General features: G+C 38.1%; 22 protein-coding genes and 1 riboswitch. Of the genes, 10 read left to right on the forward strand and 12 right to left on the reverse strand.

Annotation, left to right across the window (positions count from 1 at the left end; all coding sequences use genetic code 11):
- Positions 1 to 4: 4 nt before the first annotated feature.
- Positions 5 to 403, reverse strand: coding sequence for a hypothetical protein (locus PISS_RS17380; RefSeq protein ID WP_028834167.1), 399 nt, complete (start codon positions 401 to 403; stop codon positions 5 to 7).
- Between the two features lie 67 nt (positions 404 to 470).
- Entirely contained in the window at positions 471 to 890 is a 420-nt protein-coding gene (locus tag PISS_RS17385; protein ID WP_013463075.1) for a DUF3429 domain-containing protein, read from the reverse strand.
- A gap of 299 nt (positions 891 to 1,189) precedes the next feature.
- On the opposite strand from PISS_RS17385, the gene ahpC reads away from it, so the two are divergent.
- Together ahpC and ahpF are read left to right on the forward strand one after the other, a co-directional pair.
- Entirely contained in the window at positions 1,190 to 1,759 is a 570-nt protein-coding gene (gene ahpC, locus PISS_RS17390; RefSeq protein WP_008115650.1) for an alkyl hydroperoxide reductase subunit C, read from the forward strand.
- A gap of 164 nt (positions 1,760 to 1,923) precedes the next feature.
- The gene (ahpF, locus tag PISS_RS17395) at positions 1,924 to 3,501 is read left to right on the forward strand and encodes an alkyl hydroperoxide reductase subunit F (RefSeq protein WP_024601079.1); all 1,578 of its coding nucleotides are present in this window, start codon (positions 1,924 to 1,926) and stop codon (positions 3,499 to 3,501) included.
- A 95-nt stretch (positions 3,502 to 3,596) separates the two neighbouring features.
- Here ahpF and PISS_RS17400 read toward each other — a convergent pair whose 3' ends face one another.
- From PISS_RS17400 to PISS_RS17420, 4 genes are all read right to left on the reverse strand, one after another.
- Entirely contained in the window at positions 3,597 to 3,788 is a 192-nt protein-coding gene (locus PISS_RS17400) for a DUF3185 family protein (protein WP_013463077.1), read from the reverse strand.
- Positions 3,789 to 3,836: 48 nt separating this feature from the next.
- Positions 3,837 to 5,861: a hybrid sensor histidine kinase/response regulator gene (locus tag PISS_RS17405; protein WP_058155873.1), complete on the reverse strand. Its 2,025-nt coding sequence runs from the start codon at positions 5,859 to 5,861 to the stop codon at positions 3,837 to 3,839.
- Between the two features lie 337 nt (positions 5,862 to 6,198).
- Positions 6,199 to 7,062 carry a patatin-like phospholipase family protein gene (locus PISS_RS17415; RefSeq protein ID WP_058156112.1) on the reverse strand — a complete coding sequence of 288 codons (864 nt, stop codon included), beginning with the start codon at positions 7,060 to 7,062 and terminating at the stop codon, positions 6,199 to 6,201.
- Between the two features lie 65 nt (positions 7,063 to 7,127).
- Positions 7,128 to 8,102 (reverse strand): GlxA family transcriptional regulator, encoded by a 975-nt coding sequence (locus PISS_RS17420; protein ID WP_058155874.1) that lies wholly within the window; start codon positions 8,100 to 8,102, stop codon positions 7,128 to 7,130.
- Positions 8,103 to 8,253: 151 nt separating this feature from the next.
- On the opposite strand from PISS_RS17420, the gene PISS_RS17425 reads away from it, so the two are divergent.
- Positions 8,254 to 8,841: a cysteine hydrolase family protein gene (locus PISS_RS17425; RefSeq protein ID WP_058155876.1), complete on the forward strand. Its 588-nt coding sequence runs from the start codon at positions 8,254 to 8,256 to the stop codon at positions 8,839 to 8,841.
- Positions 8,842 to 8,961: 120 nt separating this feature from the next.
- Here PISS_RS17425 and PISS_RS17430 read toward each other — a convergent pair whose 3' ends face one another.
- Positions 8,962 to 10,386, reverse strand: a complete 1,425-nt coding sequence (locus PISS_RS17430) for a sensor domain-containing diguanylate cyclase (RefSeq protein WP_036955060.1) — start codon at positions 10,384 to 10,386, stop codon at positions 8,962 to 8,964.
- Positions 10,387 to 10,610: 224 nt separating this feature from the next.
- Here PISS_RS17430 and PISS_RS17435 point away from each other — a divergent pair, with 224 nt between their 5' ends.
- Positions 10,611 to 11,504 (forward strand): cation diffusion facilitator family transporter, encoded by an 894-nt coding sequence (locus tag PISS_RS17435; RefSeq protein ID WP_096040852.1) that lies wholly within the window; start codon positions 10,611 to 10,613, stop codon positions 11,502 to 11,504.
- Positions 11,505 to 11,546: 42 nt separating this feature from the next.
- On the opposite strand, the gene PISS_RS17440 is transcribed toward PISS_RS17435, so the two are convergent.
- Positions 11,547 to 16,046 (reverse strand): EAL domain-containing protein, encoded by a 4,500-nt coding sequence (locus PISS_RS17440; protein WP_083494680.1) that lies wholly within the window; start codon positions 16,044 to 16,046, stop codon positions 11,547 to 11,549.
- 159 nt (positions 16,047 to 16,205) lie between these two features.
- Between PISS_RS17440 and PISS_RS17445 the strand changes: the two genes are divergently transcribed.
- The 3 genes from PISS_RS17445 to PISS_RS17455 all read left to right on the forward strand — a co-directional run bounded on the left by PISS_RS17445 (position 16,206) and on the right by PISS_RS17455 (position 18,865).
- Positions 16,206 to 16,760, forward strand: coding sequence for an isochorismatase family protein (locus PISS_RS17445; protein ID WP_058155878.1), 555 nt, complete (start codon positions 16,206 to 16,208; stop codon positions 16,758 to 16,760).
- Between the two features lie 130 nt (positions 16,761 to 16,890).
- Complete coding sequence (locus PISS_RS17450; protein ID WP_058155880.1) at positions 16,891 to 18,357, forward strand: methyl-accepting chemotaxis protein; 1,467 nt, start codon at positions 16,891 to 16,893, stop codon at positions 18,355 to 18,357.
- Positions 18,341 to 18,865 (forward strand): DUF6436 domain-containing protein, encoded by a 525-nt coding sequence (locus PISS_RS17455; protein WP_058155882.1) that lies wholly within the window; start codon positions 18,341 to 18,343, stop codon positions 18,863 to 18,865. Before PISS_RS17450 ends, PISS_RS17455 begins: the two co-directional genes overlap by 17 nt.
- Positions 18,866 to 18,971: 106 nt before the next feature.
- Here PISS_RS17455 and PISS_RS17460 read toward each other — a convergent pair whose 3' ends face one another.
- Positions 18,972 to 19,529 carry a TMEM165/GDT1 family protein gene (locus PISS_RS17460; RefSeq protein WP_058155884.1) on the reverse strand — a complete coding sequence of 186 codons (558 nt, stop codon included), beginning with the start codon at positions 19,527 to 19,529 and terminating at the stop codon, positions 18,972 to 18,974.
- 83 nt (positions 19,530 to 19,612) lie between these two features.
- Positions 19,613 to 19,715, reverse strand: a riboswitch (yybP-ykoY riboswitch).
- A gap of 178 nt (positions 19,716 to 19,893) precedes the next feature.
- Between PISS_RS17460 and PISS_RS17465 the strand changes: the two genes are divergently transcribed.
- Positions 19,894 to 20,205: a hypothetical protein gene (locus tag PISS_RS17465; protein ID WP_013463090.1), complete on the forward strand. Its 312-nt coding sequence runs from the start codon at positions 19,894 to 19,896 to the stop codon at positions 20,203 to 20,205.
- Between the two features lie 95 nt (positions 20,206 to 20,300).
- Here PISS_RS17465 and PISS_RS17470 read toward each other — a convergent pair whose 3' ends face one another.
- From PISS_RS17470 to PISS_RS18980, 3 genes are all read right to left on the reverse strand, one after another.
- Entirely contained in the window at positions 20,301 to 21,926 is a 1,626-nt protein-coding gene (locus tag PISS_RS17470) for a methyl-accepting chemotaxis protein (protein WP_058155887.1), read from the reverse strand.
- Positions 21,927 to 22,310: 384 nt separating this feature from the next.
- Positions 22,311 to 23,573, reverse strand: coding sequence for an SNIPE associated domain-containing protein (locus PISS_RS17475; RefSeq protein WP_058155889.1), 1,263 nt, complete (start codon positions 23,571 to 23,573; stop codon positions 22,311 to 22,313).
- Between the two features lie 10 nt (positions 23,574 to 23,583).
- Positions 23,584 to 24,927 carry an SNIPE associated domain-containing protein gene (locus PISS_RS18980; protein ID WP_058155890.1) on the reverse strand — a complete coding sequence of 448 codons (1,344 nt, stop codon included), beginning with the start codon at positions 24,925 to 24,927 and terminating at the stop codon, positions 23,584 to 23,586.
- A 160-nt stretch (positions 24,928 to 25,087) separates the two neighbouring features.
- On the opposite strand from PISS_RS18980, the gene PISS_RS17485 reads away from it, so the two are divergent.
- Positions 25,088 to 25,450: a TIGR02391 family protein gene (locus PISS_RS17485; protein WP_083494681.1), complete on the forward strand. Its 363-nt coding sequence runs from the start codon at positions 25,088 to 25,090 to the stop codon at positions 25,448 to 25,450.
- 452 nt (positions 25,451 to 25,902) lie between these two features.
- Complete coding sequence (locus PISS_RS17490) at positions 25,903 to 26,097, forward strand: (2Fe-2S)-binding protein (protein WP_036955022.1); 195 nt, start codon at positions 25,903 to 25,905, stop codon at positions 26,095 to 26,097.
- Positions 26,098 to 26,163: the final 66 nt, after the last annotated feature.

The raw sequence follows: 26,163 nt of genomic DNA on the forward strand, positions 1-26,163 counted from the left end.
TAAATTATATGTTTTTATTAGTAACAGGCGATGTGTCAGGATGCGGTGTATTAATCAGCTGTTGATGCAACCTATACATAGCTAAACGCGTTTTTAACCCTTCAATGGCAACTTGTTTAAGAATTAAGTTAAAGGTAATCAAAATAGCAAACACAATATGAATAGGGCCATGAGTAAAACCGGCTTGAGGGTCGTAAATGGCTAAGCCAAATAAAACAAACAACACCACCATAAATATTTCAATGAGCTGATTTGAATAAAAAGAAAGACGCCCCTCACTTTTATGATCTTTTTTTATGCTAATAGCGCAAAAAAACGGGATAACTTTAATTTTAAAAGCCGCGTTTTTTTCTACAAAATTCTCACCAAGGTCAGTAAGCTGTTGGCGTAATTGGTCTATCATGGTGTGTCCTCTCAATACAGTGCGCGGATGTTACCCTATTACAGACCAATGGTTAAGCCATGGCGTGTTATTTAGGGTAAATACTCATACCAATAATTAAGATATGACACACAAATACCACTGATGTGAGCACAAAACGCATTTTTTGATAATCTTTATGATAACCCTGCCACTGTATTGTGGCCTTTTCAAAAATCAGTACTAACCAAAAACTCGCGCCTAACCAAGCAAGCATCCACTCAATCGGTAAGAATGATAAAAACGGAATAGGAATAACCGGTAGCACAGCTTTAATCGCATCAGCAAAGCTTTGTTGGCCTGCATGCCATAAGTTACCCGCCATAAACGCTAAAATAGCAATGCTGTAAAAACTAAAAAACTCTAAATTTACACTGTTACTGCCAAACATAAGCGGCCAGCCCACACAGCCTAAAAATGGCAATAAGCCTAAATAGCCTAGTTGAATGTGATTGACGAATTTTTCCATAAACGAAATGCCTTTGAAGGTTGTGTAATGTAAACCACGTTATTGTAGCAAGGATGTGCAGTGTAATCTTATTAAAATCAATATAACGCAACTGACTATGAGTGGTAGTTGAGTTGTAACTGCTTTAACGCTTAAAAGTAAGCAGTAGATCACTCCTTGGGTTTGCAATCTTAAAAATCGATTGTTTTAATCTAAACAATCAATTTTATTTAATTTCTCAATGGCCTTATTGTATTAATCAAGCCAACGCATACAGCGTTAACTTTTTATAAATACACTAAACATAAATGAGGAATACTATGAGCACTTCATTGATTAACACAAAATTACAACCTTTCAATGCAACAGCTTACCACAATGGTGACTTTGTAGAACTCACTGAAAAAGACGTATTAGGTAAGTGGTCTATCTTTTTCTTTTACCCTGCAGATTTCACATTTGTATGCCCTACAGAGCTAGGTGACCTTGCAGATCATTACGCACAGTTACAAGAAATGGGCGTTGAAGTTTATTCAGTATCAACTGATACACACTTTACGCATAAAGCATGGCATGACACGTCAGATACAATCGGTAAAATTACTTACCCAATGATTGGTGACCCAACAGGGCGTATTACACGCAACTTTGGTGTCATGATTGAAGATGACGGTTTAGCACTTCGCGGTACATTTGTAATGAACCCAGAGGGCGAAATCAAAGTTGTTGAAACACATGACTTAGGCATTGGTCGCAGTGCTAAAGAACTTGTTCGTAAAGTACAAGCAGCCCAATACATTGCAACACATGATGGCGAAGTTTGTCCTGCATCTTGGCAGCCAGGTGAAGACACATTAGCACCTTCACTAGACCTAGTTGGTAAGATTTAAACCTTACCACTAACTAAATTTAGAGTAGAACATGACTCTAATACCAGTGAGCCTGTATAGGTTCACTGGGCACTCTCCCACGCCATCACACGTTTCTAAAATTTCGCACATGCACTGATGGCATGGGAACCTTGCTGTTTTAATTTTCCTTAAGGGGCTAAGCCATGTTAGACAACAACATAAAGAACCAACTAAAAAGCCATTTTGAATCGCTGACTCAGCCTGTTGAGCTGCTTATCGCCTTGGACGACAGCAAAAAATCAACAGAAGTAGAAAGTCTAGCAAACGATTTAGCGTCACTAAGCGATAAGTTTAGTGTAATAAATAATCCCGATACTAGCGCCCGCAGGCCTTCTATGGTGGTGCATTCACCAGAAAAAAATACCCATATTACCTTTGCAGGTGTACCTATGGGGCACGAATTTACTAGCTTAGTGTTAGCGCTATTACATACGGGTGGTCACCCTAGTAAAGCAAGTAAAGATGACATTGAACAAATACAAACACTTGAGCAAACACTTAATTTTGAAGTGTACATTAGCTTGAGTTGCCAAACCTGCCCGCAAGTTGTGCAGGCACTTAATACTATGGCAGCAACAAATAGCAATATTAAAGCCACCATGATTGATGGGGCATTATTTCAAGATGAAGTAGAGCAAAGAAACATACTGGCTGTACCCGCTGTATATTTAAATGGTGAACCCTTTAGCCAAGGGGCCATGAGCCTCACTGATATTTTAAATAAAGTGGATAGCAAAGGTGCACAGCGCCAAGCAGCATCACTCAATGAAAAGTCGGTGTTTGATGTACTTGTCGTCGGTGGTGGGCCAGCTGGTGCTTCGGCAGCTATTTATTCAGCACGTAAAGGGCTCAATACTGGGGTTGTAGCAGAGCGATTTGGCGGTCAAGTTGCTGATACATTAGCGATTGAAAACTTTATTTCAATAAAAGCAACGCAAGGGCCAAAAATGGTGGCTCAGTTGGAAGAACACGTTAAAGAATACGATGTTGATGTTATACACAACCAACGCGCGGCAAACCTGCAAAAAGGCAGTAATGGGTATGATATTACTTTAGAAAATGGCGCTGTATTAAAAGCAAAATCACTCGTACTAGCAACCGGTGCACGCTGGCGCGAAATGAATGTACCCGGTGAGCAACAGTATAAAGGCCATGGCGTTGCATACTGCCCGCACTGTGATGGGCCTCTATTTAAAGGTAAACCGGTTGCGGTTATTGGTGGTGGTAATTCAGGTATTGAGGCGGCAATTGATTTAGCCAATATAGTTGAACACGTTACTGTGCTTGAATTTGCTGATACGTTACGCGCCGATGAGGTACTTATTCGTAAAGCTAATAGCTTAAAAAACATCACTATTATTAAAAACGCCCAAACCACGGAAGTACTTGGTGATGGCAAAAAAGTAACGGGGTTAAGTTATACCGACCGCCTTAGCGGCGAGAGTAAACAGTTGAACTTAGCCGGTATATTTGTACAAATTGGTTTAATACCTAATACCGAATGGTTGAAAGACAGCGACCTTGAACTGAGCCAATTTGGTGAAATACTCATTGATGCCAAAGGCGCAACATCGTTACAAGGCGTTTATGCTGCAGGTGATGCAACCACTACGCCATTTAAGCAAATTATTATTGCGATGGGGGCGGGCGCAACAGCAAGCCTAGGTGCGTTTGACTATTTAATTCGTCAAACGCCCGATGCAGAGCAAAGCGCTGCTTAATAGTGTTTTAGCTTAAAGTCTCTTGATATAACAGCTCTCACCCATAGCTGTTTGTTCACCCAAGCCGCCCTCTCCAAAGGCGGCTTTTTTGAGCGCTATTTAAGTCGGGTAATACCCACTAAAATACAGACTGCGCCACCAATAAAGCCAAGCCAGGCTTCCATAGGTGTTTCGCCGTTTAATGCGCGGGTAACCTGAGAGGCTGCTGAGTCATAAACGTCATAGCCCCATATTGCCAGTGCGATACCAATAACAATAAGTACAATACCAATAATTTTATTTGTCATAATGATCCTTTGTTTTCTAGTGCAAGTTAATCTGAGCGACACTCGTTATTATAATGTGGCTACGCTCAGCCTTTTTAATGTATTTGTAATTGCTTCTTCTATTGCTGGAAGCTTAAATGGTTTGGCTATAAACATATCCATGCCCGCTTGTTTACAGCTTAGTTTATCTTGGGAAGAAGCATTAGCCGTCAGAGCGACGATATATGTGCTTTTGGGGCTACAAATGTTATTAGATCTTAATTGTTTGGTAGCCTCAAAACCATCAAGTATTGGCATAATACAATCCATAAAAATAAGATCGTAATGCTTTTGTTTGCACTTTAAAATTGCGTCTTGGCCGTCTATGGCAAAGTCTGATTTTATATTAAACTTATCCAGCGCAGCTTCTAATACAAGGCGGTTTATTTCGTTATCATCAACCACCAGTACTGATAATTTGGCACCATGATTATTAATCAATTTAAGACTCGGTGTCTGTATTTGTTGTTTGCCAAGTTCAATCGGGATAGTTAAGGTAAAACACGTACCCACATTAACCTCACTCGTTACTTCAATTTTGCCATTCATAAAACCAACGAGTTCTTTAACAATTGCTAAACCTAATCCGGTGCCGCCTTTATTGTTGTTAGCATCAATCTCTTGGGTAAAAGGCTTAAATAATGAGTTTAAATACGCTTTACTCATGCCGCGACCCGTGTCGGTTATTTTAATGGTAAGTAAAGGGTGTTTTGTGTCTAATGCTAATTGCGAATAGAGAGAAACAGATCCATGCTCTGTAAATTTTAACGCGTTACTTAGTAAATTAGAGACAATTTGGCTTAATCGAGAGGTGTCGCAGTATACCCAAACATCATTAGGAATGAGATTAGTGGCTAGCAGTTCAATGTGTTTATTACTAAACAATACCGAATATAAAGAAACCAAATCGGTAAATACCGTTTTAAGTAGAGAGTGGTGAGGCTCCAGTTTTAACTCACCATGATTTATTTTTGAAAAATCGAGTACTTCATTAATAATACTTAATAAAATGTCAGCACTTCGAAGGGCGACTTTAATTTTTTCTGCCCGCTTGTCATAATCGTGTTCATCAATGAGAGTCGCTAACATTCCCGTAATACCATTAAGCGGGGTTCTAAGCTCATGACTAATTTTGGCAAACAGCATACTACGGTCTTGGAGGAGTTGTTCTGCAAGTGCTTTTTTTTGTTTTAACTCTTCGCGTAACTTAACGGCTTCAGTTATATCTTGAAAAGTACCAAATAATCGCACACATTTGCCGTTGTTAAACTCGGCCTCTCCAAAAGTCGACACCCAAATATTTTGCTGCTTTGCGGTAACTATTTCCAGCTCTAAATGCCATTTTTCACCCTTAGATACCGCATTTTCTACCGCTTTATTAATGCTATCTCGACTTTTACCCGCTTTATAAAATTCAATGGCTGTTTCCATGTTTGGAGTATAGCCTTCTTCGGCTTGATGAATACGTCGAGTTTGCTGGCTCCAAAAAATGCTATTGTCTATTAGGTCGACTTCCCATGTGCCTATATTTGCAACGCTTTCAAGTTTCAATAAGGTGTCACTATTTTTAGTGAGATTAACTTTATCCTGATTGCGCGCAAATTCTGAGCCCAACCACTGAGCCAATAATTCAATATAATCATAAGCTTCGTCGCTAAAAGGGGCGCATTCTTGAGCTGATGAAAAGTTAACAGTTCCAAATACGTCTGTACCTATTCGTATAGGCGCTCCAATATACGCCTCCAATTGGAAATTAATATAGCAAGGATGATTTGCAATACTACTTTGCGACGCATTATGAAATGCCAGTGCAGAGTTGGCCAACAAAGTATGTGTACAATAGGTGCCGTTTAACTCAAACTCAGTACCAATAGCAAGAGAATTGTCAGGGGTAATAGCATGTAAAACAGTGTAAGAATTATTTTTTACGCGGCTGATAATAGCCAAATCGAGCTGAAAAACATCGAGCCCAAAAGCAAGTAAGTCTGCAATTTTTTGATCAAAGCTAAGCTGTTGATCAGAGACTATATTATGAAAGCATCGAAGAAAATTCACAAAAAACCTTAATTTATTTAGTACGTACACAAAAACACAAGCAAGCACTATGCCTAAACATAATCTATTTTTTGACAATAAGCCATTAACACATAATTCCTTACTACATTAACTCGCGGGTTTAAAAATTAATAGCTTGAATTAGATGTAAATTCAGGGTTATATCACTATATATTTCTTCTGAGTCCATACTGTTTATTAATAACCCTTCTTGTATTACCTGTGTATGCTCAAGCACGTTGAGTAACGTTCACCATAAACATATTTTATAATTTCAATAGCTTTGGGTGTATGAGTAAATGCAATTTTGACTTCGGGCAATCTGTTTGAAATGGTTTTATCGCTCATAACCATTGCTACCAAATCTAGGGTTATCCAAGTAACTTTTAGCTTCACTTATGCCCATTTGATAGCCTGAATTGAGTATAGCTCGATTTTTAGTGGTGCGGCCGACTTTAAACCCTGTTGGTGGTGCAATAATATTTATTTTGCAATCTGACGGAGCATTGTGCAAAAAATCAATACTGTCATTATAATTTTTAGAACGCTGTATGGCGGCCTCTGCAAGCGCTGGGCTCTGTTTATAGAGTTGTTTAGTTAACCACGGTACTTTGTTGTCTTTTTTACGATAGCCTAAAGGTTGGGAGAGGATAACTGTTATTTCTGATGCACCCATTTCATAGGCTTTTTTTACCGGAATAGAATCGGCAACGCCACCATCGGTCATTGCGATCCCGTTTATTGTTGGGTAATCCCGATAAGCGATTGGGATGGCGCAAGAGGCTTTTAATTGCTCAACCATTTCATTGCCCGTTGCTTGCAAATAGTGAGCTTTACCTGAATCTATTGCCGTTGCAACAATATAAAAATCGTAAGGAGATTGCGAGAATTCGTCGGTATTCAAGGGGATTTCACGAACTGTCTCTTGCCACAGCCAATCTAAATCAAATAGATGGCCGCCTTTGATAAAACGTGCGAGATTAATAAATTCTGGCCTGCAGGAGTAATCGGTGATCACTTTGTAGTTGCGTGTTGGCTGCTTACATAAATAGGCTGCCACATTTGTAGCACCAGCTGATACTCCAAAATACCGATTAAAGGGTTGATATCCTTGCTCTAAAAACTCATCAAGTACACCTGCAGCAAAAATACCGCGCATTGCACCACCTTCAACGACTAACGTATGATTATTGTTCGTCATGCTCATTTCCATCCTTTGATAATACCTCATGCTAACAAGTGATTTGCGTATGTGCGAGTAACTTTTTATTGCGGCTCGCTACTTTTAAATTGCTTTCTGTAAGCGGAAGGTGAAATAGAGAAAGCGGCTAAAAACTGTTGTCGAAAGCTAACACTCGATGAAAACCCAGATTGATTAGCAATTCTATCTATATTGTGGTTACTTGTTTCTAATAGCTGCTGCGCGATGGTTAGACGTTGACTCAGCAGCCATTGTGTAAATGTAGTGCCCATTGCTTTTTTAAAAAGTCGAGAAAAATTACGGCGACTCATACTTGCTTTACTGGCGAGTTCATCGATTGTTAAAGGTTTAGTTAAATTTTTTAGTGCCCAAGTGATAGCCGGCTCTAAACGGTTACTATCGATGTGTCGAGGAATGGGTTTTTCTATGTACTGTACTTGTCCTCCACTGCGGTGAGGCGCCACAACCATGCGTCTGGCCACGCTGTTGGCAACATCTGCGCCGTGATCACGACGTAATAAATGTAGGCAACAATCAATTGCGGCAGCGGCGCCTGCTGAGGTAAAAACATTTCCTTCGTCAATGTACAGTACATCGTTATCAAAGTTTACTTTTGGGTATTTTTGTGCGAAGTCGTTAGCCCATACCCAGTGGGTTGATGCTGTTTTGCCATCCAATATACCTGCTTCAGCAAGCACAAAAGCGCCTAAACATAAACCTACCATTCTTGCTCCACGAGCATGTGCACGGCGAAGTGCATTAAGTAAAGCTGTTGAGGCGGGTATATCAGGATCGCACCACGCGGGTACTATGACAGTATCAGCAGTTTCAAGTATTGACAGGTCTTGTTTTATTTCTATGGGAAAGCCAGAAAGTGTTGGCACCAGACCTACAGTTTCTGTACATACTGTAACTTTATATGGACGAGCGCCCACGCGGTCTAAGTCTTCACCAAAAATACTACACGGAATAGATAGGTGAAATAAACTGATATTGTTATAAGCAACAATCGCAACGGTATGTTCATAGAGTAATGTCATTTTGGCCTAATATCATCGACTACCGTCCTTTAGGACACTATTTGCAACCGACTATAAAGTATAAGCTGTCACGGTGCAAACGCAGCAACACGGCTGTCACAGCCGTGATAGCTTATAAACTTAAATTTAACTCGGTATTAAAGGATAAATTATGACGATGACACTTCGTGAACTTAATGAGCTTGACTCAACACCCGCTTCACTTAAAAACGCCACACTTATATTTGTTGATTATCAAAATACTTATACACAAGGTGTTATGGAGTTAGAAGGGTGGCAAGATGCTCTTAATAATGCGGCAATTTTACTGGCTGATGCACGTGCTGCTGGTTCTAAAATTATTCATATTATGCATGATGGTGGTGAAGGCTCGCCTTACGATATTAATGCCGAAATAGGCCAAATACACTCAAGTGTCGCGCCAATTGCGGATGAAAAAGTTATCGTTAAAACAGCTCCCGATAGTTTTGTAGGAACAGACTTAGGCGAACAAGTAGATGTAATTGGTAATAATAAATTGATCATTGTTGGGTTTATGACCCACATGTGTGTGACATTTACAGCGCAAGGTGCATTTTTAAGAGGTAACCACGCAACGGTAGTCGCTGACGCATGCGCTACAAGGCCATTACAAACTTCAGTGAGTGATGTGTTGGCATCTGATCTACATAAAAGTGCCTTAGCAACCATTAATGACTTATATGGCGTGGTTATCCCAAGTGCTGATGACTTAAGCTAAGAAAGTGTTTTTAATTTATAAATTTAAATGGGCAATTTATTGTTCATTTAAATAGCACAAAGTGGTTATTAATATAATGATATGACTTTCATTGTGAAAAGAGTAATTTATGATTGTTTATTATTCAAAAATACATATTTGATTTCTGCCAGCTTTCTTTGCTTTATATAAAGCGATGTCAGCGCTTTTTATTAGGGTTTCTGTGTGTGTATCTGCATTTGGATAACTACAAAAGCAACCAAAGCTAAGTGTTATGTAAGGGGCAATAGGAGAGAACTCATGCGTAATATTCAGTGCTTTTATTTTTTGCTCAATTAACAAAGCAAATTTATGGCATTGCTCTATATTCGTAGCAGGTAAAATGATTGCGAATTCTTCACCGCCATAGCGAGCTGCTATGTCACCCTCACGTTTACATAAACTTTTTAATGCACGAGCAACGTGTTTTAACGTTTCATCGCCTTTGTGGTGGCCATAATTGTCGTTATAGCGCTTAAAAAAGTCGATATCACACATAATTAAACTAATTGGTTGGTGTTGTCTTGCAGAGCGTTTAATTTCGCTCTTTAGGGAAGTATCAAAAAATCGGCGGTTGGCAATGTCAGTAAGTGCATCGGTGTTTGCTAACTTATTTAATTTTGTATTAGCGTTAATTAATTGTTTTTGGGCTAACTGCAGCTTTTTTTTATAGTTTATGTTTTTGAGTGCGTTATTAATAATTTCGCCTACGAGCTTGATTCTTATTAAATCTATTTTGCTCCATTGGCGTTTTGTGTTAACACAGTCACAGCCAATAAAACCAACAAGCTCCTTGTCATAGCGCAGGCCAACACATAAAACAGACTGAATACTCTGCGCTTCAAACTCTGCTTTTTCTGAATTCGCTTCTGGCGGTAACTGAGCAACATCATTAACTTTAAATAGGTGTGTTAAGTTCATTACATCAAAAAAGTAGGGTAGTTCGGCTTTAGGGACGTTTTGCAACCTGTCTTTGTAGGCAGTTATGCCGGTGTTCACCCATTCATGCGTATTGGTTAAAGTTTCACTATCGGTATTAAATTCAAATAAGTAGCTTCTATCTGCTTTACAAACGGTGCCTATGGCTTTGAGTGCAAAGTTAATTTGTTGATCAATGTTGTCATTTTGAATATCAATTAGTTTGGTGGATATTTTTGAAATAATATGGTCAAAATTATATTGCTCTGCGTGACTATGGTCTTGCTCTAAAGTGATCATAGAAACAGAGTCATCAATGATTGAGTGGTTCACATTTAAAAGCTGAGGCGTGAATTCACACTCTAATAAAACAGCTGTTATAGTAGATGTGAATAATTGCTCAACGGTAACAACCGTATCATCATTAAAGTCGCGAAGCGTAATACTGTTAAAAACATCGCTGCTAAGTGCGTCGTCACTATTTATGTTAAGTAACGTTTTGGCATGTTGGTTTAAGATGTAATTATGTGTTTTATTGTCATAAACAATCACCGCTAAATTAATTAGATTAAAAACCTGCCAAATTGTATTGTTTGAGTCATGGCTCACGGGTTTCTCCGCATTAAAATATGATAACTGACCATATTTATGAATTAATTATTATTTTTTGTATCTGCTTAGTTATTTTTAGTACAGTTTTTTGTGTTTTACTAAGTTTTTAGTGCGTTTATTTGGCCTACGTATTACAATTGTGACTGTATATCATTACGTATTTCCCAATTTGCTTTATTTCATAAGCTTACTTTATTTTTAGTGAAGGTCTATTATATTTCATGACAGAAATAACCACACATCACGCTTCTCGTCGCCGTTTGTTAATTGCACTTGCAATTACCTGCTCATTTATGGTGATTCAATTAGTGGGTGCGTATTACGCAAACTCACTTGCAGTACTTGCTGATGCAGGGCATTTGTTTGTTCATAATAGCTCTTTGTTCATTGCTCTCATTGCGTCTAGCTTTGCTATTCATTTAGCTAAAACCTATAACGATGGCTATCAAAAAGCAGAGCTAATAGGGGGGTTGATCAACGGCGTTTTATACCTAGCCATTAGTTCACTTATTTTATATGAGGGCACTGAGCGCTTTATGCATCATAAAGGGGGACATGAGCTGGTTATTAATAGTTACTTGATGTCGGTAATTGCTGCTATTGGTTTTTTATTTCATGGCGCAGCGGCATGGGTGCTTTATAAAGGCCGTAAAGCGAGCATTAATGTGTATGCCGTGTTTTTACACTCGTTTTTTGATTTAATATCAACGGTTTCTACTTTTGCTGCTGGTGTACTTATATACATAACAGGCTGGAATGTAATTGATATTTTATCGAGCATGTTAATTGCGTCTTTTGTCTTGTTTACCGGTATTAAGGTCATTATTAGCTGTCTCAAGGGGTTGCGTTCAAATAAAGCTAAGTTACCTAAAGTGGCCGATATTGAAACAGAAATAACCACTATGGAACATGTTGCAAATGTGCACAATGTCACTGTTATTCGTAAAAACAAAAAGGTTATCGTTGGTGCTCATGTTGTGCTAAAACAACACTGTACTATAGAAAAACATGATGAAGAGTGCCGCTTAAAGGTAATTAAACTGCTTGCAGATAAATTTAATGTGCGCAACAGCGTATTACAAATAGAAAGCTACGAATGCAAGCACATACACTAATACGTTAAACCTAAAAGCGACTTAACTAAGTTGCTTTTAGTTTCATATCAAATCAATAATTTTTTCGAAGCATTCTGGGCTCATTAAATCGCTAGCACTCATTGGGCGAGCAAGGTAATACCCTTGTAACTGATAACAGCCTATATTACGCAAGAAGTCTAGATGCTCCCGCGTTTCTACCCCTTCGGCAATGCAATATAACTCTAAGTTTTCAGCGAGTGAGTAAATCGTTTTAATAATAGATTCATTCCCTTTATCAATACCAATACTATTAACAAAGCTTTGATCTATTTTTATCACATTAATTGGAAATTGACTCAAATAAGTTAACGATGAATAGCCAGTGCCAAAATCATCAAGAAACAGTTTGAACCCAGCAGCCTGTAAGCTTTTTAGTTGCTTAGCTGCTTTGTATTTATCTTCTAATAGCGTGTTTTCTGTAATTTCTAAACGAAGTTGTTGTGGTTTTATCTGTGCTTTTTCTAGTATGGAGCTGAGCTGCTGCGTTATATTGGCCTTTAAAATATGTTTTGGAGACAAATTTAACGATATGTAAAACAACGGGTTAATGTTCAAAAGTGGAGCAAGCTCAGTAATTGCACGCTGTAATGCTTGCTCAGTTAACATATCAATTAAGCCGGTCTCTTCAGCAATAGGTATAAATAAAGCGGGAGAAACCGGTTTGCCTTGGTTTTCCCAGCGCATGAGTAATTCAACCCCACTTATTGTTTTATCTAGTGTATTAACAATAGGTTGATAGTGATTAAAAAACAGATTGTCCCTAGCAGCATCTTTTAAGTCGTTTTCAAGAATTAGCTTTTGTTTAATTTGCTCATTCATTTTTTCATTAAAAAACTGAAATCCATTTCTGCCTGCTTGTTTAGCATGCATCATGGCAATATCTGCGTTACGTATGAGGGCATCGGTCGATGTTGCATCGTATGGGTACAATGCAATACCAATACTGGCTGATATATTAATAGCGAAGTCTTCAATAATAACCTTGTTAGCCAGCTCTTTGCTCATTTCGTTGAGGGTGTGTTGTAAAGAAGCCATTGAGGTAACGTTTTCAACTAACACTAAAAATTCATCACCACTTTGGCGGCCAAATGTAGCGTCATCACCTAAGTATTGGCTCACTCGCTCGGTAATATTGCACAATAGTTTGTCACCCACTGCATGGCCAAAGGAGTCATTGACGGGTTTAAATTTATCTAAATCTATAAATATTACAGCGCATTGCGAATCGTCTTTAGCGGCGCTTGTAATGGCATTTTCGATTTTTTGATTCATTAAACTACGATTAGGTAAGCCCGTTAACGCATCGTAATTAGCAAGGTAGCGTAACTCATTTTCAGCGCGTTTTTGCTCTGTTAAATCGGTAATAACAATAACATAATAACTGACTTTATCTTTTTCATTAGCAACGGCTGTGGCACTTAAATGAATAGGGTGTTTTTCAGCTTTTGTGGTCTTTACATAAGCATTTGTTCGCCAGTTTTCTTTTGGTTTAAGTGCTTTTAAAATTGTTGCAAACTCTCTACACTTAGCTTGACCAATGGCATTAATAAATAATTTTGAGGTAACAATCCCCTCTCTGCCTTCATCAGAAAACACATCCATAAAGCTGTTATTGGCTGAAAATGGCACGAGGTCTTCATCTAAAATAAGTAAAAAATCATTTATTTGACTAAATGCTTCGCCTAATATTTTGGCTTGTTGTTCGTTTGCCAGCTGCTCGGTAATATTAGTAAAAATACCCGACACATAAAGAGGCTCTTTAGTGTCTTCATTATAAATAGTTTGCCCCAAATCATGAAACCATAACCAGTGCCCATCTTTGTGCCGTAAACGATAAGTAGCTTGCCAATGTTTTTGCTTAGTTTGGTTTGTAAAAGTATTCCATTTACTTTGTAGCCTGCGACGCTCATCAGGATGCATAATATTAAAAAAACTACTTATATCGATGCGTTCAGGTAAGTTCTCGTAGCCAAGCTCTGCGCCTCTATCTGTATTTACTGAGTTATCTGCAAAGCTATAGTTCCATACACCGCTTTTATTACTTTTTAGTGCCAGCTCAGTTTGTGTTTTAGAGTGCACAGCGGCGCGGTGAGCTTGTTCAATTGCAATTTTACGGCTTCGGTATTGCCAGAAAAATAAAAACAAAATAACAGCAATAGCAATAAAATATAAAGTATATGCAATAGGAGACTGCCAAGGGGCGTAAGCTACACTAAATTTTAACTGTATGGGGTCACTTGTGATCACTCCATTTCGCTGTTGAGTAGACACAGACAAAATATAATCACCAGGTTGTAATTTAGTAAAAAACACCTGGTTAGATTTTAAATCGTTGTAGCTCAAAGACGAAGGGCCTGTAAGCTCAACTTTGTAGTAGGTTTTATTAATATTTTTATAATCAAAATTTGAAAACCGAACCGTTAAGCCCATATCGTCGTGCTTAAGCATTAATGGATCAGTGCTGTATTTTGAAGGGGAGTAATTAAGGGCTTGTGAAAACAAACTAATATTAGTAATTGCTAAGTTATTATTGATTTTTCGCTGTTCATTATCAAATTGCTCTGGGTCAAACATTAGCACGCCGCTACGGTTACCAAACGCTAACTCGTTGTTGTGTAACCTTAATGCTGCTAGTGCTGTAAAGTGATTGTTACTTAAGCCATCTTTTATTGTGTACGTGGTGATGTTAAGCGTATCTAAATTAAGTTGATAAAGACCGTTATCAGTACTTATCCATAAAAAGTCTTTATTATCTGCAATAAGTTTAAAAATAGAGTTAGTATTTAATGAGTTGTGCTTATCAAATACATGCACTTGCTGATATGTTTTAGCGTTTACTGCAATTAAGCCTTCTTGGGTGGTGGCTAACCACAGCAGCTCTCGCTTAGCATCGTAATAATAATTCTCTACTGTATGGTAAAGATTGTTTTTTGCTGTTTTAGATTTAAAAATAGTAATTAAAGTCGCTGTTTCTTCGTTGTATCGATAAAGCGTGTCAGAGGTACTTAACAGTAATTCGCCAGGGAAAGCCTCAGAGGGGGTATGAAACGTATATGCAAGCATGGGCGATACCTGCTCTTTTAGTCCATTAATAACTCGGTTTTCGCCTGTGTTACCATTAAATATATAAAAGTTATCATTGTTTATATAAGCAAAAGTATCGGGTGCAACTTGTGCAATGCCGAACGTATAGTCGGTATTTAACTTGTACTGAGTAATGTATTTGTTTTTTTCAAATGTTGTTGTTTCTTTATTAAAGAGATCGAGCCCGGAAAAAGTTGCTAGCCATAGGTAGTTATCGCCTTTGCCATATGCAGGGAAAATATCACCTATAGCCGATAGGCCATAGACCGCTTTGCTATCTTTAGATTGTAGATATAAGTCACTCTTTTGGGTTTCTAAGTTATACTGAACAAGCCCATCGTCAGTGCCTATCCACAGTAATTTACTATTATCTTGGTAAATAGTGTTTACAACATTATTTTCAGGTAAGGTTATTTTTTTAAACTTTTTTGTTTGTGCTGCCCAAGTAAATATTCCATGTGTTCTAGAACCTAACCAAAGTAAGCCCGACTCATCAAACATAATATCGTTTATCGTGTTCTCTGTTACGTTGTAGTTACTATCTTTGAAGTTTAAAATAGGGCTAATGCTTGTGTTTTTTCTATCGAATTCAAATAACCCACTTTCTGTGGCAATAAACTCACCATACGGTGTGTTTATATAATCCCAAATATTATAGTCACTTATCAAAGTTGTTAATGCTGAAGGGTTTATATTTTTAATTTCATCAAAAGCAATCCGATACATTCCTTCAACCGTACCAATTAGCAAACCGAGCTCATCATCTATGGATAAAAATTTAACATTGTTGCTATCGTTTGTAACTTCTTGAATGTCGTTAAGTGTTATTTGTTGTAGGTCGTTATTGGTAAAGCTATAAACATATAGCCCCTGATCGGCACCAATATACAATGTGTTTTGGTATAATGATAATGCTCTAATAAACATATTTTCATCGGGCAAAGATGAGATGAGTGTTAGGTCTTTTGATGTTTTACCATATCGGTAGATGTGCGAATCAATAGAAAAATAAAAATGCGCCGGTTGTTCAGCAACAGCCTGAACAGGAGAGAACTTTTCTTGATTTTGGTTTAAGCGCCCTGAATATATTAGCTCTGCTTGCAAGGTATTAGGGTTAATCAAATAACTTCCTGCGAGTTGAGTATTAACCAGAATTTGGCCGTCAATTGCTTTATAAATACTATTAATGTAGTTATTTTTTAAACCCAATTCGCTCTCGTAAGGCGTGACTTGGTATCCGTCGAATCGGTATAAACCTTCAGTTGTAGCAATCCATACATAGCCCATGTCATCTTGGAGTGATTTCACTATAAAGCTTTGCGACAATTGTTCGTTGTTAGTGACACGTTGTAATTGTTCTGAATAAGTTTGTGAAGCAAAACTATGCTGCGAGCAAACAAATATAAACATATAAACAATAAAGAAAAACTTACTCAAAAGCACTTACCCTTACAACGAACAAGGTTGGTATTAAATGTTGGCGTAATATAACATGAGTTTAATTCAAAAATTACAAAAAGCATTAAATGTAAACTGTTTGTTGTATTTTTGTTGGTGTGTTACAAGGTTAATCTGATTATAACGTAAGGACATAGTATGAATTACGCAGGAAATATTAAAGCAGAGCACAGTATACTTTTAGTTATCGACTTACAAAGTAAGTTAGCACCAGCGATTGCTTCGTTTAACGACACGCTAGATTGTGCTCTGCAGTTAGCAAAAGCAAGTGCTATTCATCAAATTCCTTCAATAATTACAGAACATTATAAAAAAGGACTAGGTGAAAGTGATGAGAAAATAAAATCTGCGTTACCTAATGCTCGCTATTTTGAAAAAATTAACTTTAGTGCCTGTGCACAAGAGGGGTTTTTAGATATTCTTGCGCAATTAAATCGCCCACATATAGTTGTAATTGGCACTGAAGCGCACGTTTGTGTGTTACAAACATGCTTAGATTTATTACAGCAGGGTTATGCGGTCACTGTGGCAGCTGATGCAGTAGCATCAAGAAACACAGAGCACAAAGCTATTGCACTAGAACAGCTTCGTCAAGCCGGTGCTATAGTCTCTTGTGTAGAGACCATCATATTTCAATGGACAACAAAAGCAGGGACGTCTACCTTTAAACAAATACTACCAATTGTTAAGTAGCGCATTAAAAACGGTTTTAAATCAAATAATTTGTACTTTGTTTGATTTGAAATAATAAATAGCTAGCTGTTTTGAGTTTAAATATCAGCTGAACGTGTTTAAATTAGAACACAATTAATTTAAGGTTTTTATGTCTAGTGTAAGTCGGTTATTCACAATTATTTTTAGTCTTTTGTTTATTGAGTCTATAGGTATTGGTCTTTATTTTGGCACCCTGACAGAAGCATTTCTTGTCGGCTTACCGTTATGTTTGCTCCCCATTTGGCTTTTAAAAACCCAACCTGATAGCAAAATGACACCGCATGTTGTTGCGGCTGCAATTATGATGTTTTCATTTTTACATATTCAACAAGCCTATGGCCTTATTGAAGTGCATTTCGAAATATTCATTTTCTTAGCCATGCTAATAATGTTCATACAGTGGCGAGTGTTTATTACCGCTATTGTGTTTGTAGCTATACACCATTTATCTTTTTACTACCTGCAAACACAAAATACTGGTTTTTACGTATTTGATCCAGACCGACTCGCCTTTTCAACAGTGCTTATTCACGCAGCGTATGCCATTGTGGAAGCGCTTGTAGCTGGTTTTATTGCCGTAACATTAAATCGCGAACGCCGTGCGGGTCTATCGTTAAGTTATGCCACAGAGCAAATAATGCAAGATCCAAATCAAGTTAAGCTTTCTATGCGAGCAGATGACACAGCAAGTAAAGCGGTAGTTGGTTTTAATACATTGCTTGAGCACTTATCAGATGTGATTAAGCAAGTTCAAGTTCAGTCTGACTCTTTAAAAAATAACTCTAAAGAGCTTATTCATGTTCATGATGAGTTAGCCAATAGCGCGCAGCAACGAAACGCGCAAACAGATGATATTGCTAATTCAGGCGCACAAGTTGCGCATGGTTTTAAGTTAGTTGAACAAGAAAGCGATACTTTAAAACAACAAGTTAATAGCATTACTGAATCAGCCAATGTTGCGCTGGAAGAAGTATTACAAACCGACAGAAAAAGCACCGAGCTACTCACCTTGTTAACAAACACTGAAGAGCAGTTAAGTCATTTAGTGGCCGCTGGGGATGTTATTACTAGTTTACTCAATGAAATTTCAGGCATAGCCGACCAAACTAATTTATTAGCCCTTAATGCTGCAATAGAGGCCGCACGAGCGGGTGAGCATGGCCGAGGGTTTGCTGTTGTTGCCGATGAAGTACGCTCGCTTGCGAATAGCAGCCAAGCAACAACAACCAAAATAGCGTCTACGCTTACTGATCTGGTAAATAATAGTCGCACGTCAACTCAGTCGATGAATCAATGTGTAGAATTTGTGGTTGATTTAACAAAAATAAGCGCAACGATGAAAGAGAATATTTCGTCAATGAGTGATCAAATTCAAGCGGTATCTGCCAGCACTAACTCAGTAGCTCAAGTGGTTGCCGAACAGGCTGGAAATACAGAGCAAATAGCAATGAGTACAGATCAAATGCGCCAAAATCAGTATCAAGAGACTAAAATAGTTGAGCAGTTAACGGCTAAAGTGCAGCTGATAGACGTAAGTATTGATGTATTAGAGCAAAGTATTGCAAAATTTAAATAAGTCTCGTTATTTCACCATTAGCTTAATTTGTATATGGCTTGCTTTTGTTGTGTCGGCACTTATTTACTTTCAGCTAGGGCAGCTAAAGCCCTTTGATGAGGGGAATATGCTTAAACAACAAAACTGGTTTTCGCAATTTAAAAACCAAGTACTGTGGCAAAACAAAGACAGTGCTCAACTTGTGATTATTACGCAAGAGAATTGCGGCTGTACAATTCAAGCACAGCCTCATTTATCAGCCCTGCAACGCTTTGCTACAAACCAAGGCGTTGAAGTGCAAAATTTTTTATTGAATAACGACTTAAAGTCAGTGATCCCTGCCACACCTGCCGCCGTTTTAATTGATAAAAATGGTGAGTTTGTTTATGCAGGGCCTTTATCTGAAGGGCTGGCATGCTCTCAAGGTAGTGGCTTTGTGGAAACCGTTATTAGTAATTTACAGGCCGGATTTAACTCATCACTATTAATAGCGGATACAAAAGGCTGCTATTGTGTAAATAACGCCTAAATCATATACCCTTATATAAAAAGCGCTTACAACTAACTTGTATAAAAGTAGCTAAGCGCTTTTTATTTTTTAACGATTAAAGAGTGATTTAAACGCTATTTAATCACTACATAGTCACTAAACCATAAATACCCAACAGTACAAAAACACTGGCTGCTATCGCTCTTACGGTATTTAATGGAATTCTTTTTAGTAACGCCTTACCGGCATAAATAACAGGGACATTAGCGATTAACATGCCTACTGTAGTTCCCAGCGTAACCCAAAGTACTGATTGATATTGTGCACCGAGCAACACGGTTGCAATTTGTGTTTTGTCGCCAATTTCAGCAATAAAAAATAAGATTAAGGCCACTAAAAATGCACCATAGCGGTCGTATTTATGGCTCACTTCTTCATCTTTATCTGGAATAAGTAGCCACAGTCCTACCACAATAAAGCTGATATTGACTATCCAAGGTAAGTATTCGACGGCAAAGTTCCCGCTCAGCCAATCACCAAACCATGCAGATAAACCATGATTAATAATAGTAGCAGCGAGAATGCCTAAAATAAGTGCTATTTTATTATGAAAGCGAGCAGCTAATAGTAAAGATAAAAGCTGAGTTTTATCGCCTATTTCAGCAAGGGCAACAGTGACGGTAGAGGTTAAAAAAATATCCATTAATATGATCTTCAGGCGGGAATACTAAACCAAGGCAAACAGCTATCTCCCGCCATGAGGATAGTGTCTACCTAGGTCTCGCCGATAACGCTTGCTACAACATTACAAACTTACCATGCACATGAGGTGCAATTATGTTGATAAGTTTACTCATTACTGAGCGGGCTACTCCCCTAAGAGGGCAGCGATTATTCCACAAAGTTTAAAGCAGGTAAATATATTCGGGTAACTTTTAAATTTAAAAGGTGGCTTTGTGTCGTTAGTGCACAAATAAACTTGCTTTTGGCTATCAAGTTAGCTGTAATAATAAACAGAAGGAAGTTGAACAATTTGAAATTATATTCACGTGTAAAGGAATTTAAATATGCAATCAACTGTCGTTAAATCAACAATGGCAACCATTCAAAATGGAGTTATGAAAGCGGACGGAAAGTTTTGGATTACGCAAACCGACTTAAATTTTGAACCTTTTAATGAAAAATTAGGGTTAGAGCCATATACAATTGCCCGTGATACAATTTTAAAAGTGGTTGAATGTAAAGGCAAAGGCGCAGGCCTTGTTCCAATAACAGCTGATGCGATAGAGGTTTTCACGCAAGATGGCAGCTCGTATCAGTTTATACTCTCAAACCCCAGTGATTGGATAAATATATTGTCAAATCAAACGAGTGCTTAAAGTAACAAGCATGCCATCAATTAATAATTTTAATTGATGGCAAATAAGGCTTTCATTTAAGGTATAACTCCTAACATGCGGCAAAATGAAAGTACCTAAACTTTAAATACATTAACTTGCCCTTGTAGCATTGCCGCAAGCTGTGCGAGTTCTTGCGATGCCTGTGCATTTTGCTGTGAGCTTTCGCTAACCGACGTGATACTCGCGCTAAACTCATTAATATTACTGCTTAGCTCATTTGCGACCATTTTTTGCTCCTGAGTTGCGGTTGATATTTGAGTATTCATATCTGCAATTTCAGTAACTTCACGGTTAATTTCGCTGAGCACCTGCGAAGAATAATTAGCATGGTCAACACTCTCTTTAGCGCTGCTTTCAGCGTTACCCATGGCATTAACAGCTTGCTGAGCCATGCCTTGTAGTTTAGTGATCATTTCATTAATGCTAGCGGTTGCCTTTTGAGTATTGTGAGCAAGTTGCCTTACCTCATCGGCTACAACGGCAAAACCACGACCAGAATCGCCAGCTCTTGCTGCTTCAATAGCTGCATTTAAAGCTAACAAGTTAGTTTGCTCAGCAACGCTTTGAATCATCATAACAACTTGGTTTATATCATTGGTTTGTGTATTTAGATCTGTAATGAGCTGCGTATTAGTATTAACTAAAGTTGAAAGCGTATTTATTGACTCTATATTATCAGCAACAGCTTGTTGCCCTTGGCCTGCCTTAATGTCGGCACTTGTTGCCTTGTCGGAGGTTGTTTGCGCGTTTTGAGCAACTTGTTCTATTGCACTGCTCATTTGAGTAATTGCAGTTGCAATCATAGCCGATTGTTGCTCTTGCTGCGTTGCTGTACCGGCAACCTGAATACTAATAGAGTTCATTTCTTCAGCTGCTGAGGCAAGTGTCAGCGTTGCGGCTGCCATATCTTTTACTAAACCTTGGATCCGAAGTAGCATATCATTAAAGTTAGATGCGGTATCTGCAATCTCATTCTTACCTTGAACCTCAGCACGAGCTGTTAAATCAGCATTGGTCGCAATGTGCGTTATGGTATCGCGTAATGACATTAATGGATTTTGTATCGAGGAATAAATAAAGTAAGCAACAATCAGTAACAGTAAAATCAATATCGCGATTGTCACACTCATTATCAATTTTATAAATTGATAATTCTCATCAGCTTTAACTTTAAAATCACTTGCTTCTTTAAGTTGTAAATCAATTAAAGCTTGGTAGCTGGCACTCAGCGGATCAAATAATTGGTAAAGCTCATAAACAAATTGCTTTTGTGGGATTAGTAAAAACTCACCACTATTAATACTTAAAATTAAATTATTTAAGTGCGTAAGCACGGGCTGTAGTTTACTTTCTACATTGTCTACTAAGCGCTTCTCTTCAGCTGTTAGCTGTGTGCTCAGGTAGGCTTTCCATTCATTATCAGCCGTATTTCTAGCATCATTAATATTCGCTAAAAGCGCTGATTTGGTAATAGACTCAGCACGATACTTGTGAAGTAAATCAACAATATTTACAGCGTAATTATCAGACACATGTTTAATTTGCTTAAGTGGTACGACACGGTCGTCGTATAAACTATCAATCCCTGCTACTAACCTTCCCATTGTGTTTATTGAAAAAAACGATGTAATTAAAAAAATCATAATTGGTAGCAATGCAAGCACGGCTAAACGGGTACGCACAGAATAATTGTTTAACATAGTTATCCAAAATTACAGCAATAATAAAAAAGTATAATATGGATAAAAAATTTTACTGAATTTTTATATGAAAATTATTCAGGGTTTATAATTCTTGCGCTTTAAGTTAATAACTCAAGTCTCATTTCAAAAAGCTTTTACTCGCATAATCCAATCAATCTTTATTATTGTTACTGCAGATAGGGGGTAGGTAATCTTGTCATTGTTTGCAAAAAGCCAAGCAAATTATGTGTGATTGAGCTGCGCTTAGAGCGAGAAACAGACGGTCGCTCAAACTCGTTTTTGGACAAAAACGTGTTAGAGCCGAAGAACCGCTCTGTGCTAGAGAAAGATGTTGGTAACGCCTTGCTAGCGCAATACAAAAGCTACCACAGCAGCTTGCCACTATGCCACTGCTAACGTGTCAGTGTCTTTATGCGGCTCCAATTCGATCTCGTAATCTTCTTGGTAATTGTCGAGTGCCTTAACAACGCTTTGAACATCCACTTTAAAGAACTCTTTGCGATGATTTACTAGGTTGACTCTTTGTTTGCTGAATTCGTTATGTAGAAATTTCTCTAAACTGGGGGCATCTTCCGAATATATATATGCGTGGACATCAAACAGTTCTGGTACAGAAGCATCTCCGAGTTCTTTGACTCTCTCATCTGGATCTGCTCTTCGAGTCATGCCAATTTTTACCATCCCCTCCCCAAATGACACTCTATTAGAGATTATATAAACGTAACCAGCTCGTGTTTGTTGAGCGAGCGATTGTGCGCGAACCTCTCTTTTCTTCAACACTTCCAGTTCCAATTTGTGCAGCTCGTACAGTTCCTTTTGCTCATCAGAGCTGGACTCTAGTTTGCTCAACTCCTGCGCAACCAGCTTCTCCATAATCTCACGATCTTTCCTAGCTTTATTCGCAGCATCAATTATACGCTTTTCTTCTCGCTCTGCTTCTTTTGCTATACGTGCTTCCTCACGTTGTTCTTCTTTGATGTCAGCTTTGATCTGGTTCAATTCATATGTTAGTTGGAGCTCTTTATTCTTTAACCTGAAATAACTTTCAGACAATTGCGTCTTAACTATACGGCCTGAGTTGTTTATATCGTCGAATGTTTCACGGGCGCGTTGAGATAGCCTATTGATGTTGTTCCAATCAACCATTGAACATGCCGCTTTAAACTCATTATCTAAACAGCGGATCCGGAGTTTTATTTCACGATTGAATAGTTTTGTAGCGCCAGCTTTGCGACCATTAACTCTTACGTCTTTACTCATACTGCAGATACAAGCTGTTTTGTTTTTTACCATTTCCTTTAAGTCTTCTTTAACTTGAGCAAGTTTTGCTTCAATTTTTCTGACTTCTTTCGTTTCCGATATAAATGCGTAAGAAGTATCATCAGAGGTACCCACGCCAAGGTTGTACAATGAAAGCTTTTTTTTGTTGTCACGTAGTCTGCTGAATGTCTTATTGTACTTTATCTGTAAGTCTGAATATTTCTCTTTAATTTGTTTTAGCTTGTCTTCTGCCCTCGATACAGGGAAGTACGCATCTCTAACTTTCTTACCATCTGCTTCGACCATTTCAAGCGCTGCGCATGATTTCCTCCACAAGAAAAATGCTCCTAATGCACAAATGAATAATATAATTGTTATGAGCATGGTTATGTCCTTATATTGATGCCGGAATTGACCCAGTTAGGTTTTCGTGCGATTGCTTGTTCATTGCTTCACGAATCAAAATACTTTCTCTGTATTCCTTGGCTTCTACATCAAAGTACCAGTCGCTTGACACATTCAGTTCGTCCATTGCAGCTTTTACTTGCTGGGGGCTTACCTTGAAAAACTCCTTTCGATTGTTTTCCACATTCACTCGTTGTTCGTCAAACTTTCTATGAAGTTTCTTCTCTATTTCTGGAGCATTCTGCACAAATGCCATCGTGTGCACATCAAATTTAAACGGTACGCTTGCGTCACCGAGTTCATTAATGCGATCCATCGGTTCGAGTCTACGAGTCATTCCGATTTTAACAACACCCTCTCCAAAACTACCTAGGTTTGAAATGACATATATGTAGCCGACCTTTGTGATCTGTGCTTGCGAGGTTGCGCGTTGAAATTTATTTTCTAACTTGGCAATTTCAGATTTCATCTTTTGGATTCTTTCTTCTATGACTTTAGCGCTTGCCCCGTGCAGTTTTAAAGCTAAGGCTTGGGCTTTTTTCAGATCAGAGCTCCGGTAAGATATTTCGTCTTCAAGGTCATCGGCTTCATCTCCGGATTGATTATTTTGCTCACGGAGGATAGCTTGTTGTTTTTTCCTCTCCGCTTTCTGTCTTTCTCTGTATAAAAGTTCTCGATGCCAAGCGTTTAACTCATTGATTTTCAAGTTAAAGAATTCTGCTGAGATGGTTACATTAGCCGTCTCGCCCAGTTTACCAAGTTGTTCGTTTACACGATGTAGTTTATTAACCGCCGTATCATAAGTTGAATGGCGCATTATTTTTCGTATGGCATCAAATTCTGCATTGAATGCTTTGAGCGAAAGATATCGGTAATCTTCGACCATTCGTGCACCAGTTTTTTCGCAGCCAAACCATTCCCATTTTGAGTATGCGTCTGTTGCCAGGCCTCTGCTTATGACACGATACTGATCCGCATAACATTTATTGATTTGAGCTTTAAGTTCCTCTCTGTCATCAAAGCTATAAACAGGTGGCAGTAATCCAACTTCGATATATTGTCTCTCTAGCTCAAGCTTCTCAGTGGATTCCTCGAGTGTTTTAAAATGTTCTTGACCAGAAGTGATTTTCCTTTTCACTTCTTCTAACTCACCTTCAAGTTTGGCAACCTGATTTTCAACAGATTCCTTTTCAAGGTTTTCCTTTTGACGTTGAATTTCAGCAATTTGTTCAATTCGTTTCGTGTGATTAGATTTCGCTTTGATGGCGAGAACAATTATGGCTCCGCAAAATAGCGCCCATAAGTAAACGTGTATGTCTATTCCCTCAATCATATTTCACTTCATTTTATTATGCTTTTGGATTACCTTATCTTTTGTATGGAATATATTCAACACTACCTCCGAACTGTAACTTCCTTAATCGCACTTTTGTCGAAATCCAAACCATAATTACCATATCAACATGCTCAGCTTTTACATTTATTAACGTGTAGTGGTTTTCAATTATTGTCGGGCTGAACTAGTCGATGAAAATTACTTTCATACTGTCCTTGAAGCCGTAAAGGGTATTGCAGAACGAATTCGCAATATGTCATCTTTAACAACAGATGGCGCAGATCTATTTAATACCGCATTTTCTGTTAAGCACCCAATCTTAAAGATAAACGCTCTGAGAACAGATACAGAAATCAGTGAACAAAAAGGCTTTAGCAATATGATTGTAGGGTTGTTTGGCGCAGTTAGGAATCCTGTAGCTCATGCGCCAAAAACATCGTGGCCCATGAGTGAGCTAGATGCACAGGATATTTTGTCAACGGTATCATTTATTCACAGGAAGCTAGACAATGCCCATTAAAGCTAAAATTGTGTGTAACACCCGTGTTAACAAGGCTATCAAAAATCGTTCCGGCCAAAAAACGGCCTCCACTGGACGCGCTAACGCGCGTCTTTTATAGCGGCGTTACAAATGTCCGCTTGTGGCACAAACCGGAAATAGCCCACGCACTAATTCTATATTTATACATTAAGGTTTCTTCAGACTTAATGTAATTCATTTCAATCATCCAACTATTTACCTAAATCTAAACCTACTTAAATTAAAGGTGGGATTTTAGTTAATAAATCTCAATTTAAGTGCCATACTTCGATTGAAATTCAAACAATTCTCAAGCTGCCGCGAATTCTCAACTTAAGTGGCGCTGGCCAAAAAAATGCAAAAAATTCAAATTTTATAAAAAACCAATTGATAACTATTTTCGTTTAGATTAATATAAACCCACTAAATGAAATTGAGAGTTGTTTGTATTCATGTATGTTTGTCTTTGTCACGGTGTGACCGATAAAAAAATTGAGCAAACCATCGACGATGGTGCTACTACCATGCGCGAGCTAACTAAAGAGCTTAAAGTGGGCAGCCAATGCGGTAAGTGTTGTGGCTGTACTAAAAAGATCCTCAATCGTAAACTGATTCAAATAGCAGATATAACCGATCAAGTGGCCTAATAGTAGTCTATATAATAGTCCCTATCTAAACGAATTGGTTTAACACTTAAAAATTAAACATAAAAA

Source organism: Pseudoalteromonas issachenkonii (assembly GCF_002310795.1).
GTDB classification, from domain to species: Bacteria; Pseudomonadota; Gammaproteobacteria; order Enterobacterales; family Alteromonadaceae; genus Pseudoalteromonas; species Pseudoalteromonas tetraodonis.